The organism is Bordetella sp. (assembly GCF_051960075.1).
Classification (GTDB): domain Bacteria; phylum Pseudomonadota; class Gammaproteobacteria; order Burkholderiales; family Burkholderiaceae_B; genus Bordetella.
The window spans coordinates 18446-30644 of the sequence record NZ_JBQCER010000087.1; the positions used below are offsets into that span (position 1 = coordinate 18446).

Annotated in this window: 11 protein-coding genes; 7 read left to right on the top strand and 4 right to left on the bottom strand. The window is 63.9% G+C overall.

Annotated elements, in window-relative coordinates:
- Positions 1-240: 240 nt before the first annotated feature.
- Entirely contained in the window at positions 241-1332 is a 1092-nt protein-coding gene (locus tag ACTHJ1_RS14675) for a lysylphosphatidylglycerol synthase transmembrane domain-containing protein (RefSeq protein ID WP_440193630.1), read from the top strand.
- 49 nt (positions 1333-1381) lie between these two features.
- Here the strand turns inward: ACTHJ1_RS14675 and ACTHJ1_RS14680 are convergent, their stop codons facing one another.
- From ACTHJ1_RS14680 to fdnG, 3 genes are read right to left on the bottom strand one after another with little or no spacing between them, the layout of a single operon-like run.
- The gene (locus ACTHJ1_RS14680; protein ID WP_440193632.1) at positions 1382-2002 is read right to left on the bottom strand and encodes a formate dehydrogenase subunit gamma; all 621 of its coding nucleotides are present in this window, start codon (positions 2000-2002) and stop codon (positions 1382-1384) included.
- Positions 1999-2895: a formate dehydrogenase subunit beta gene (gene fdxH, locus ACTHJ1_RS14685; protein WP_440193634.1), complete on the bottom strand. Its 897-nt coding sequence runs from the start codon at positions 2893-2895 to the stop codon at positions 1999-2001. The genes ACTHJ1_RS14680 and fdxH overlap by 4 nt, the downstream gene beginning before the upstream one ends.
- Before the next feature lie 11 nt (positions 2896-2906).
- Positions 2907-5969, bottom strand: coding sequence for a formate dehydrogenase-N subunit alpha (gene fdnG / locus ACTHJ1_RS14690; RefSeq protein ID WP_440193636.1), 3063 nt, complete (start codon positions 5967-5969; stop codon positions 2907-2909).
- A gap of 234 nt (positions 5970-6203) precedes the next feature.
- Between fdnG and ACTHJ1_RS14695 the strand changes: the two genes are divergently transcribed.
- The 6 genes from ACTHJ1_RS14695 (at position 6204) to ada (ending at position 11248) form a co-directional block, all read left to right on the top strand.
- Entirely contained in the window at positions 6204-6701 is a 498-nt protein-coding gene (locus ACTHJ1_RS14695; RefSeq protein WP_440193638.1) for an acyl-CoA thioesterase, read from the top strand.
- Between the two features lie 239 nt (positions 6702-6940).
- Positions 6941-8545, top strand: a complete 1605-nt coding sequence (locus ACTHJ1_RS14700; protein ID WP_440193640.1) for an FAD-dependent oxidoreductase — start codon at positions 6941-6943, stop codon at positions 8543-8545.
- Between the two features lie 20 nt (positions 8546-8565).
- The gene (locus tag ACTHJ1_RS14705) at positions 8566-8745 is read left to right on the top strand and encodes a hypothetical protein (protein WP_440193642.1); all 180 of its coding nucleotides are present in this window, start codon (positions 8566-8568) and stop codon (positions 8743-8745) included.
- Between the two features lie 112 nt (positions 8746-8857).
- Entirely contained in the window at positions 8858-9832 is a 975-nt protein-coding gene (locus ACTHJ1_RS14710) for a Bug family tripartite tricarboxylate transporter substrate binding protein (protein ID WP_440193644.1), read from the top strand.
- Between the two features lie 13 nt (positions 9833-9845).
- Entirely contained in the window at positions 9846-10337 is a 492-nt protein-coding gene (locus tag ACTHJ1_RS14715; protein WP_440193646.1) for a MarR family winged helix-turn-helix transcriptional regulator, read from the top strand.
- A gap of 50 nt (positions 10338-10387) precedes the next feature.
- Positions 10388-11248, top strand: a complete 861-nt coding sequence (gene ada, locus ACTHJ1_RS14720; RefSeq protein ID WP_440193648.1) for a bifunctional DNA-binding transcriptional regulator/O6-methylguanine-DNA methyltransferase Ada — start codon at positions 10388-10390, stop codon at positions 11246-11248.
- Here the strand turns inward: ada and ACTHJ1_RS14725 are convergent.
- Positions 11229-12188, bottom strand: a complete 960-nt coding sequence (locus ACTHJ1_RS14725) for a LysR family transcriptional regulator (RefSeq protein WP_440193650.1) — start codon at positions 12186-12188, stop codon at positions 11229-11231. The two genes, ada and ACTHJ1_RS14725, sit on opposite strands and share 20 nt — an antisense overlap.
- Between the last annotated feature and the right edge of the window lie 11 nt (positions 12189-12199).

A 12199-nucleotide genomic window follows, 5' to 3' on the forward strand; every position in this document is an offset into this window, starting at 1 on the left:
CAGTCAGGACTCTCGTAAAAGTATAGGCGGGAATCTGCCACGCGATGCGGATCAAATGATTGGCGTCTCGGCCAACCCGGCAAGCGTCGCGCATCAGATCGATAGCGGCCCTGCTGTACCATGAAGTCTCAGGGAATCGAGTTCGGCACTGAACCGACACGACCGAGCCGACATCAAATAAGCGAGACTTCAATCGGTATCTAAATCAACGGTCGCGATATGACCAAGCCGCCTTCAACGATGAACGCTGCGCCGCTCGACGCCGACGCAGTCGTATCGTCGCGCAACCCCGACGAACCTGAAATACAAACCGGATTCGTCGCCATTGCGCCCGGCTGGTTCGGAAAATCCAGGCGATTTCATACCCTGGTTTCCTGGCTGTCGGGGCTGTTGGCACTAGTCGCGGTCATTCTGATCGTGACGCATTTCAGTTCGCTCCAGCAGATGGCCCTGCTGATGCATTCGGCGCAGCCATGGTGGTTGATCGGCGCACTATTCGCGCAGTCGTTCAGCTATCTCAGCGCAGCACTCGTTTGGCGCCAGGCGCTCGCTTGCGCCGGAAATCCGATTCCGCTGCGCACGCTCGTTCCCATGGGAATCGCCAAGATATTTGTCGATCAGGTTCTGCCAAGCGGAGGCATCAGCGGCACCATGCTGGTGGTGCACGGCCTGATACGACGCGCCGTCCCCGCCGAGTTCGCTATGGCTGCCATGCTGGTCGGACTGGTGTCATACGATATCGCCTACCTGATCGTCGTGCTGGTGAGCGCAGGCTTGCTTGAGTTCCACCGTCATATCAACCTTCCCCTCGGGTTCGGCATATCACTTTTCGTGGTGGCCGCCATCGCCGTGCCAGGCGCGGTATTCGGGTTGAAGCGCTGGGAAAACTTTCTTATCGCGCGCAATCTATTTGCTCGGATCAGCAAGTACCTGGACATAACCGCGCTTCTGCGGCAACTGAGCAATGCGCCGACGAGCCTGCTTCGCAATCCCACTCTGCTACTGCAGACCGTGGCGCTGCAAGGGGGAATTTTCCTGCTCGATGCGCTGACGCTATGGCTAGTGTTTCTGGCGATCGGTCAGGGGCAGCCGCTTTGGGTCGTCTTTGCCAGCTTTGCGATTGCCTCGATGGTCGCCACGATCGGTCCGATTCCGGTCGGTCTGGGAACATTCGAAGCGACATCGGTGAGCATGCTGCATCTGCTGAGCGTGCCGATAGAGACAGCCCTGGCCGGCACGCTGCTCTTGCGAGGCATGACATTCTGGCTGCCGATGTTGCCGGGCGTCTGGCTTGCCCATCGTGAATTGACCCGACCGCCGAAGCCGCGCTAAGCAAAAAGAGAGCAACATGACATAGACTCGGCGAAGCGCCTGCCCGCAATTATTTGCGCATTTCGCGGAACCACGCCCGGTGATGCTTCCAGGCCCATCCCGGCGTAACCGTTCCGCGCACCATCGCCTGCACCGACCCCTTCACCCAGATCGCCGCGTAGACGTGCACGATGATCGCGCAGATCATGATGAAAGCGCAGAGCGCATGCAGCACGGACGCCGCGCGCACCACGCCGATCGGGAAATACAGCGAGAAATACGCACGCCAGATCACGATGCCCGAAAGCAGCAGCCCGATCATGCAAAGAATCAGCACGTAGAACAGCAGCTTTTGCCCGCCGTTGTACTTGCCCACCTCCGGCAGGTTCTCATCGCGATTGGCCAGCACCTCTTTGTACCTGGCCAGCCATTGCCTGTCGGCTTGCGTCATGCGGTTTTGCCGAGCCATGCGGCAGGCCAGCAACAGGAACGAAACGAACATCGCCAGGCCCACGAAGGGATGCAGTATGCGGGTCCACGGCCCGCCGCCGAACAGGCTGGCAAGCCAGAAGAACGCCGGATGAAACAGCGCCAGACCGGACAGCGCCAACAGCACGAAGCAGATGGCGGTAAACCAATGGTTGCTGCGCTCGCCGGCGCTGTAGCGCTGTATGAGTTTGCGGTCGCTCATGATTGCGCCTCCTCTTCGGCCTTGCGCTCGTCGTCTTCGGACGTTTCGTTGGGGCCGGTGCGCACATAGTGAAAGAACCCCGCCAGTGCCGAAAGCGCCATGACGGCCACGCCCAACGGCTTGGCGACGCCCTTCCAGAACGACACCATGGGGCTGATCCGCGGGTCTTTGGGCAAGCCGTGGTAAAGCTCCGGCTTGTCGGCATGATGCAGCACGTACATCACGTGCGTGCCGCCCACGCCCTGAGGATCGTACAGGCCGGCATGCTCGAAGCCGCGCGACTTCAAGTCTTCGATGCGTTGGGCCGCATGCGCGTGCATGTCGTCCTTGGTGCCGAAGGTAATCGCGCCCGTAGGGCAGGTTTTCACGCAGGCGGGCTCCTGACCGACCGCCACGCGGTCGGAGCAGAGCGTGCATTTATAGGCCTTGCTGTCTTTCCGGGAGATGCGCGGAACGTTGAACGGGCAGCCGGTCACGCAGTAGCCGCAACCGATACAGTTTTCCTCGTGAAAGTCGACGATGCCGTTGGCGTACTGCACGATGGCGCCCGGCGAGGGGCAGGCCTTCAGGCAGCCCGGGTCCTCGCAGTGCATGCAGCCGTCCTTGCGGATCAGCCACTCCAGGTTGCCCTGCTCGTTTTCGTATTCGGCGAAACGCATCACCGTCCAGGAGTGCTCGGACAGGTCGGCCGGGTTGTCGTAGACGCCCACATTGGTGCCGATGTCGTCGCGCAGATCGTTCCACTCCATGCACGCGGCCTGGCAGGCCTTGCAGCCGATGCACTGAGACACATCGATCAGCTTGGCCACCGTGCCGGTGGAAGGTTCGCGTGCCTGCGGCGGCGGCGTGGTGGTCGCCGAAATGCGCTTGATGTCTAACGATTGCATGGACATGGCTTGCGCTCCTATGCCTTCTCGACCTTCACCAGGAAGGACTTGAATTCCGGCGTCTGGCTATTGCCGTCGCCCACGAACGGGGTCAGCGTGTTGGCGAGGAACCCGGGCTTGGCGATGCCCACGAAGCCCCAGTGTATGGGGATGCCCACGTGATGCACGGTCTTGCCCTCGACTTTGAGCGGCTTGATGCGCTTGGTGACCAGCGCCTTGGCCTTGATATAGCCGCGGTTGGACGACACCTTGACCATGGACCCGTTGGGTATGCCCAGCTCCTGTGCCAGCGCCTCGCCGATTTCGACGAATTGTTCGGGCTGCAGGATCGCATTGAGCTCGACGTTCTTGGTCCAGTAGTGAAAGTGCTCGGTCAGCCGATAGGTAGTCGCCACGTACGGGAATCGATCGACCGTGCCCAGGGCCTGCCGGTCGTCCTCGAACAGGCGCGCCGCCGGATTGCTGACGACCGCCTTGTTCTTGGGATAGACCGGGTTGTAGCCCAGCGGATTCTCGAACGGCTCGTAGTGCGTCGGGAAAGGGCCTTCGGCCATGCCCGCGCGGGCGAAAAAGCGCGCCACGCCCTCGGGGTTCATGATGAAGGGGCCCATGCCGTCGGCGGGCTTGGAGGTGACGACGAAGTCGGGCACGTCGGCGCCGCCCCAGTTGGCGCCGTTCCAGGAAATCAGTGCGCGCCTGGGGTTGTAGGGTTTGCCCGCCGGATCGCAGGAGGCTCGGTTGTAGAGCACCCGGCGGTTGGCCGGCCAGGCCCAGGCCCAGTTCAGCGTCTGGCCGATGCCCGTCGGGTCGCTGTTGTCACGGCGAGCCATCAGATTGCCGTCCTGCGTCCACGCGCCGGCGAAGATCCAGCAGCCCGACAGCGTGGTACCGTCATCGCGCAGCTCGGCAAAGCCCGCCAATTGCTCTCCCGCCTTGCGCGTGACTGTTCCGGCGGCGTCTTTCAGGTCGGCCAGCGCGCGACCGGAGTATTCCTTGGCCAGCTCCGCGGGCGTGGGCGAGGCCGGATCGGCATACGGCCACGACAGGTTGACGATGGGATCGGGAAATTTTCCGCCGTCCTTGCGATACAGGTCGCGCAGGCGCAGGAACAGGCCCGACATGATGTCGATGTCGCTCCTGGCCTCGCCCGGCGGCTCGGCGCCCTTCCAGTGCCATTGCAGCCAGCGGCCCGAGTTGACCAGCGCGCCGTCCTCTTCGGCAAAGCAGGTGGTGGGCAGACGAAAGACTTCGGTCTGGATCTTGGCGGGGTCGACATTGTTGTGCTCGCCGTAGTTCATCCAGAACTCGGAAGTCTCCGTACGCAACGGGTCCATGATGACCATGAACTTCAGCCGAGAAAAGGCCGACAGCATCTTGGCCTTGTCCGGCGCGGCCGCCAGGGGGTTGAAGCCCTGGCAGATGTAGCCGTTGACCCGGCCCTGGTTCATCAGCTCGTACGTCTGCAGCATGTCGTACATCTTGTCGAGCTTGGGCAGGTAGTCGTAGGCCCAGTGGTTGTCGGCAGTTGCCGCCGCGCCCCACCAGGCCTTCATGAAGCTCACGTGGAATTTCTTGTAGTTCTGCCAATAGCTCAGCTGGCCCGCGCGCAGCGGCTTCAGGGCCCGTGCCGCGATGTAGCCGTCGAAGTCCTGCTCGGGTTCGTTGGGCAACGTCATGTAGCCGGGCAGCAGGTTCGACATCAGCCCCAGGTCGGTCAGGCCCTGAATGTTCGAATGGCCGCGCAAGGCGTTCATGCCGCCGCCCGCCACGCCGATGTTGCCCAGCAGCAGTTGCAGCATGGCGCCGGTGCGGATCATCTGCGAGCCGATGGAGTGCTGCGTCCAGCCCAGCGCATACATGATGGTGGCCGCGCGCCCCGGCACCGCCGTGGAGGCCAGCATGTCGCATACCTTGAGAAACTTTTCCCTGGGCGTGCCGCAGACGTTCTCGACCATCTCGGGCGTATAGCGGTCGTAGTGCTGCTTGAGCAACTGGTAGACCGTGCGCGGATTTTGCAGGGTCGGGTCGGACTTTACATAGCCGTCGTCGCCGCGCTCGTAATCCCACGATCCCTTGTTGTACGCATGCTTGCCGGGGTCGTAGCCGGAGAACACGCCTTCGTCGAATGCGAAGTCCTCGCGCACAATGAACGAGAAATCGGTGTAGTTCTTGACGTACTCGTGCTGGATCTGGTCCTTATCGAGCAGGTAGCGGATCACCCCGCCCAGAAATACGATATCGGTGCCGGTGCGTATGGGCGCGTAGAAATCCGCCACGGATGCCGAGCGGGTAAACCGCGGATCCACGACGATGAGCTTGGCCTTGTTGTGGGCCTTGGCCTCGGTCACCCATTTGAAACCGCATGGGTGCGCCTCGGCGGCATTGCCGCCCATGATCAGCACCACATCCGCGTTCTTGATGTCGACCCAATGGTTCGTCATCGCTCCACGGCCAAACGTCGGGGCAAGACCTGCCACCGTCGGGCCATGTCAGACACGGGCTTGGTTGTCGAATGCCAGAACGCCCAGACTGCGGACGACTTTATGGGTGAGATAACCGACTTCGTTGCTGCCCGCCGACGCAGCCAGCATGCCCGTGGTCAGCCAGCGGTTGACTGTCTTGCCGTCCGCCGTCTTCTCGACGAAGTTGGCGTCGCGATCCTGCTTGAGCAGCTTGGCGATGCGGTCCAGCGCCTCGTCCCACGACATGCGCGTCCATTTGTCGGATCCCGGTGCACGGTATTCGGGATACACGAGCCGGTTGGGACTGTGGATGAAGTCGATCAGCGAGGCGCCCTTGGGGCAAAGCGTACCGCGATTGACGGGGTGGTCCGGATCGCCCTCGATGTGCTGGATGTTTGCCGCGACGTTCTTGCCGCGGTCGCCCAGGCCGTACATCAGGATGCCGCATGCGACGGAGCAGTAGGGACAGGTATTGCGCGTTTCGGTCATGCGCGTCAGCTTGTACTGCCGCACCTCGGCCAGCGCCGCGCCGGGGGCAGCCCCCAGCAAGGCCAGGCTCGAGCCCGCCAACGTCGCCCCTGTCATCTTGAAGAACTGGCGGCGATTCATGTTGACCATGAAGCACTCCCTTCTCGGTGGATGATGGTTTGTCCGCGCAGACCCGGCGCGATGCACCGTCACGCGGCACAGCTGTTGCTTACACGAAGCACAAAATGAGTATAGGACGACCCTGCTGCGAGCAGGGGAAATTTTCTATTCGCAAGGCGGCGCGCATGTTGCGCTGCAACACTCGACGCCCGGCCGACCGCCCTTTACAGTAACGGCTTTCCACCTTGCGGGCCTGCCTACGCCATGGATACTCCCAGCCACCAGTTGTCGATGACCATCCTGATGACGCCCGACACGGCGAACTTTGCGGGAAACGTGCACGGCGGCACCATTCTCAAGCTGCTCGACCAGGTGGCCTATGCCTGCGCCAGCCGCTATGCCGGCACCTACGTGGTCACGCTGTCGGTGGATCAAGTCATGTTCCGCCAGCCCATCCATGTGGGCGAGCTCGTGACCTTCCTGGCCGCGGTCAACTACACAGGCCGATCTTCAATGGAAATCGGTATAAAGGTGATCGCCGAAGACATCCGCAAAAAGAGCGTGCGCCACGCCAATAGTTGCTACTTCACCATGGTGGCGGTCGACGACAAGGGCAAGACCACGGCGGTGCCTCCGTTGCAGCCCTCCGATGTGGAAGAGGTGCGGCGCTTCGAAAGCGCCAAGCAGCGCCGCGCCCTGCGCGAAGAAATGGAAAAGCGCCATCAGGCGATCATGCAAAGATTTCCCGACGGCGTGGACTGATCGGCGGGGCCCATGGGCGGAGCAGGCGACTGCGCTCGATGCAGGAGGAATCCGGGGCGAGGCGTCGCCCTTTTTCTTTGCGGATCGGATCGCCTAAGACCGGGAGATTTCTGTCGCAACTACGCTTTAACTCAAAAATAGTTGCGCACACAACCAAATGAACCTACAGTTCATTCCAGACTACAACGCTTCCACGGCCGTGACGCGACCGCTGTCGAGGCACTCTGGAGACATGGGCCATGCACGCTCCCGCAACCTTGCCTGATCGGGTACCCGTCCTCATCGCCGGTGGCGGCCCGGTCGGCCTGACGTTGGCAGCGCTTCTGGCCGAACAGGGTATCGCCAGCCTCACCGTCGAAGCCGACGACGCTTTTTGCGCCGGCAGCCGCGCCATTTGCATGTCGCGCCGCTCGCAGGAGATTCTGGGCTGGGTAGGCGCCGACAAACCCCTGGTCGAAAAAGGCCTGTCGTGGACCGGCGGGCGCAGCTACTTTCGCCACGAAGAAGTGCTGCACTTCGAAATGCCCAACGATCCGCTGCAGCGCTACGCGCCCATGGTCAACATCCAGCAGTTCTACGTCGAGGAATACGCGCACCGCGCCCTGGAGCGCCACGGCGATCTGGCGCAGGTCGCATGGTCCAGCCGCGTCGGCAACGTGCGGCGCCTGAGCGACGCCGTCGAGGTCGCGATCGACACCGCGGGCGGACCGCGCACCGTGCGCGCCGATTGGGTTGTGGCTTGCGACGGCGGCCGCAGCACCGGGCGCGAGTTGCTCGGGCTGCAATTGCACGGCACACAATACGATGGCCGCTATGTAATCGTCGACATCGAGCAGCAAACGCAGCGTCCTGTCGAACGCCTGGCCTGGTTCGATCCGCCTTCCAACCCCGGCTCGACCATTCTCATGCATCGCCAGCCCGACAACGTCTGGCGCATCGACTATCAAATCGGCGACGGCGAGGACGCAGACGAGGCCGTCAAGCCCGAAAACGTGCTGCCGCGCGTGCAGAGCCATCTGGACATGATAGGCGAGACCGCGCCGTGGAAACCGCTGTGGATCTCGATCTACAACGCCAAGTGCCTGACGCTGGACAGCTATCGCCACGGCCGTGTGCTGTTCGCCGGCGACGCGGGCCATCTGGTCCCCATCTTCGGCGTGCGCGGCCTGAATTCGGGCCTGGACGACGCCGGCAATCTGGCCTGGAAGCTTGCCTGGGTGCTGCGCGGCGCGGCGCCCGACAGCGTGCTCGACACCTATAGCCAGGAACGCGTGCATGCCACGCGCCAGAACATCGAATACGGCGCCAAGAGCACCGAGTTCATGGCCCCGCCCGACTACGGCTTTCGTCTGTTGCGAGACGCCACGCTGCGTCTGGCTCGTGTCGACGCCAGCGTCTGCGAGCTCGTCAATCCGCGTCAATCCTTGCCCATCGCTTATACGGGTTCGCAACTGAACCAGCCCGACGGCGCGCCGGATGCAGGCAATGCTGCCGCGCCTGGCCAGCCTGCGCCCGAGGCACTGCTCGAACGCAACGGCACGCCTGTTCACTTGACCAGCCTGTTCGGCCGAGGCTTCGTCGCGCTGGTCATCGGCGCGACGTCCGGATCGGACGCGCTGCAAGCGCTACAGGAAAAAACCCGCGGCAGCGCTGCGCCCTTTCAGGTCGTGCATCTCGAGCAGGGCGGTTATGCCGATCCGCACGGCCAGGCGCGCAAGCACTATGGCGCGCAGCCAGGCATCGTGTACCTGATCCGCCCCGACGGCTACGTCATGGGCCGTTGGGCCGGCGCCGACGCGGCCGCCAGCGCACTGCGCGCCGCCGCCCCCTTCTACGACCGATAGCCCGGCAAGGACAGTCCGCCATGAACAGCACCGAACTCGATACTGCCTACACCGCCCTGGCGCATGCGCTGACCCGCGTGGGCCAGGCGCAGTCGCCCTTGTTTCTTTCCATGCTGTGCCTGTCGTTGATGAGCCGCAACCCCGATCTGGGCCAGGTGCTGGCGTTGATCGAGCAGGCCGAAACCCAGCATTCGGCATAACCCTGGAGCGGCGCCGAAAAGCCGCCATGCGATGCGCAAGCCGGCTATGCTTGCGCACACAAGCAATACACTTATCTTGTTAACAACAACGACATTTCGGAGACAAACGAATATGCGCACCTTCATCCGCGCGGCTGCCGCGCTCCTGTTTGCAGTCAGCCTCGCGCCGGCCCAGGCGGCCAGCGACTTCCCCAGCGAGCACCCCATCAACTGGATCGTCCCCTACCCCGCCGGCGGCGGCACGGACATCGTGGCGCGCACGCTGCAGGAGGGCATGTCCAAGGTCTTGAACCAGAACGTCGTCATCCAGAACAAGCCGGGCGCGGCCACCGCCATCGGCGCCGAGTTCGTGGCGCATGCCAAGGCAGACGGCTACACCGTTCTGTCGGGCGACACGGCCACGCTGGCGGCCAATCCGCCGCTGTATCCCCATCTGGGCTATGACCCGCAGCGCGATTTCACGCCCATCGGCATGATGGCGCGCTTCAATATGATCCTGGTGGTGAACCCCTCTATCCCCGTTCACGACTTGAAGGAGTTCATCGCCTGGGTCAAGGCGCAAAAGCACGGCGTGCAATACGCCACCCCGGGAACCGGCTCTCCGCATCACCTGACCGGCGCGCTGTTCGCACTGCGCACGGGCCTGAATCTGGTCAACGTACCCTATCGCGGCGCCGCGCCGGCCATACAAGACGTGCTGAGCGGCCAGGTCCCCATGATGTTCGTGGACTCGGCCAGCGGCAAGCAGTACATCGCCGACGGCAAGCTGCGCGCGCTGGCCGTGGCCAGCAAGAAGCGCCTGGACATCCTGCCCAACGTGCCCACGCTGATCGAATCGGGCCTGCCCGGCTTCGAAGCCTACGCGTGGCAAGGGCTGGTCGCGCCCAAGGGCACGCCCGAAGAAGCCGTCAACAAACTCAACGAAGCCTTGAACGAAACGCTGAAGTCGCCCGAAGTCATCGCCAAGTTCAAGGCGCTCGGTCTGGAAATCACGCCCAGCACGCCCCGTCAGCTTGACGACTACGCCCGCGCCGAACGCGCCAAGTGGACCAAGGTGATCAAGGACTCCCACATCACGATCGAATAAGAGACGCGCAGTCATGCCTGCTTCCCGCGCGCCGGGGCGCGCGCCCCGCAAGGGGCGCCTGCCCGACCTGGAACGGTTCCTCACCTATCGGCTGCACGTGGTCAACAAGCTGTCCGACCGCGACACCCAACGGGCCTATCTGGAACGTCTCGATCTGCCGCTGAGCGAGGCGCGCAGTCTGGCGGCCATCGGCCGGTTCGAGCCCCTGTCGGTCAAGGACCTGGCGCGCGCCGCCAACCTGGACAAGGGCCAGGCCAGCCGTTCGGCGCAATCCCTGGTCGAACGCGGCCTGGCCGACAAAACCACCAGCGATACCGACGCGCGCGGTGTATGGCTCACGCTTACGCCGCCCGGCGCGGCCATGTACGATCGCGTCATTCGCCTGATCGAAGCGCGCAATCGGGAAATATTCGGCTGCCTGAGCGCCGCCGAACAGGAACAATTGGGAAGCCTGCTGGACCGCGTCGGCCGTCACTTGCAGGGCGACGCGACGCAGGACGACTGAACCGCAAGAATCGGAGTGTCCGGCCCGGGCTCGATGGCTACAGTAGCAACATGGACACCCCAGCCGCAATCATGCCGAACGCCACGTCACATGCCGCCCTGATCGCCGCGGCCTGCCGCCGCATCGAGGCGGCGCAAACCCCGCCCAGCCTGGGCGAACTTGCGGCCGAAGCGGGGTTGAGTCCGCACCATTTTCACCGCCTGTTCAAGGCCGAGACCGGACTTACGCCCAAGGCCTATGCGGCTGCCGACCAGGCGCGCCGCATGCGGGCCATGCTGGCCGGCGATCGCACGATCACCGATGCGATTTTCGAAGCCGGCTACAACGCCAACAGCCGTTTCTACGAGAAGGCCGGCCAGCGCCTGGGCATGCGCCCCAGCGACTATCGCGCCGGCGGCGCCAATACCGATATCCGTTTCGCCGTGGGCCAGTGCAGCCTGGGCGCGATCCTGGTCGCCGGCAGTCCGCGCGGCATCTGTGCAATCTGTCTGGGCGACGATCCGGACGCCCTGGTGCGGGGCTTGCAGGACCAGTTTCCCCGGGCGCGCCTGATCGGCGCCGATGCCGAGTTCGAGCAATGGGTGGCCCAGGTCGTCGGCCTGGTGGAAACGCCGGCCCTGGGCCTGGCGCTGCCGCTGGACGTGCGCGGCACCGCCTTCCAGGAACGCGTCTGGCGCGCCCTGCTCGACATCCCGCCCGGGACCACCACCACCTATGCCGACATCGCGCAACGCATCGGCATGCCCAAGTCCGTGCGCGCCGTGGCCGGCGCCTGCGCCGCCAACAGGCTGGCGGTGGCCATACCCTGCCATCGCGTCGTGCGCAGCGACGGCGGTCTATCGGGCTATCGCTGGGGCGTGGCGCGCAAACAGGCGCTGATCGAACGCGAAGCTACGCAGGCTGCCGCCTGACGCGCGCGGCGCGATCGCCCCGTTTGGAGACGGCTTTCGGTTCGGCGATCATCTGCTCGCAGCGCGCCTTGAGCGCGTCGTACAACTGCCGCACCGCCGGCGAGAACTGCTTGCGATGCGGGCACACAAAATAGAGCGGCGTCGGATCGCAAGGAATTTTCGGCAGGAGCACTTCCAGGCGACCGGCCCGAACGTCCTCGCGCACGTCCAGCCACGATTTATAGGCAATGCCCTCGCCCGCCAGCGCCCAGCGGCGCACGGTGTCGCCGTCGTCGGAATGAAGGTTGCCGCGCACCGCCACCACGCAGCGGCCGCTCTCCTGCGGAAAGCGCCACTTGTCGTAGATGCGGCCGTTTAGCTGATACAGCAGGCAGGAATGGGAAGCCAGGTCTTCCACGGTCCTGGGCTTGCCATGGCGCGCCAGATAATCGGGCGAGGCCACCAGCGCGCGGCGCAGATCCGGCAGCAGCGGCAGCGCGATATAGCTCGCGTCGTTCTGGCGACCGTAGCGTATGGCCACGTCCACCGGGTCGCGAAAGACGTCGGCGACGTGATCCGAAAATTGCAGGCGCAGCACCAGCGAAGGATGCTCGCGGCGAAATTGCGTCAGCCACGGCAGCAGCACATTGCGGCCCAGATCCGACGGCGCCGACACCTGCAGCAGGCCGCTCAGTTCATCGCCGTCGCCATGCAGGCGCTCGTGGCCGGCCTGCAAGGTGGACAACACTTCTTCGGCATAAGGCAGATAGCGCTCGCCCTCGCTGGTCAGCCGCAGGCTGCGCGTGGAGCGGGCAAACAAGCGCACGTCCAGTTCGCGTTCAAGCCGCTGGACCGCGGCGCTGACCTGGCCCGGCAGCAGATCGACCTCGCGCGCGGCATTGGAAAAACTGCCCAGCGCGGCAGAGCGGATGAAAAGGGAAAGATCGTCTATGCGGATCATTTTCACTAATA